The sequence below is a fragment of the Cobetia sp. BMC6 genome, assembly GCF_029991385.1.
Taxonomy (GTDB): Bacteria; Pseudomonadota; Gammaproteobacteria; order Pseudomonadales; family Halomonadaceae; genus Cobetia.
The window spans coordinates 1-499 of record NZ_JAKUMF010000040.1 but is presented as its reverse complement, the minus strand read 5'-3'; the positions used below and the strand labels follow the sequence as shown (position 1 = coordinate 499).

The 499-nt window shown below is 60.3% G+C and carries 1 protein-coding gene; it reads right to left on the bottom strand.

The genetic code is table 11. The features are described 5' to 3' along the window. Positions 1-499 (bottom strand): DDE-type integrase/transposase/recombinase (locus MKZ40_RS16890; protein ID WP_282627980.1); only part of this gene is annotated, 499 nt, incomplete at both ends.

The window sequence follows — 499 nt, the reverse complement described above, 5'->3', positions numbered from 1 at the left end:
GGTGCTCATGGTTGTACCACTCGGTAAATTGCTGAACCCAGTCCTGAGCCTCGGCCAGGGTGGCGAACCCGTCGACGGGGAAGCCCGGCCGGTACTTCAGCGTCTTGAAGGCCGACTCGGCGAAGGCATTGTCGTTGCTGACTCGCGGTCGGCTGTACGAGGGAGTGATGCCCAGGTCATAGAGCTTTTCCAGGAAGGTCGCTGCCTTCATCGGGCTGCCGTTATCTGAATGCAGAATCAAGGGTTTATGACGATCTGTCAGGCGCTCTCGCCAGCAGGTTTTCTGAATCAACTCAGCGGCCAGCTCGCCAGTCTCTGTTTCATAGATCTCGTGCCCGACGATCTTGCGGCTGAAGACGTCCATTATCAGGTACAGATACCACCAAGTGCCGCGCGCGGGACCGGGCAGCCACGAAATGTCCCAGCACCAAAGCTGGTTCGGCGCCGTCGCCTGGTGAGTGGTCGGTGGGCGCTTACGCTGAGGGGCCTGCTGTCGGCC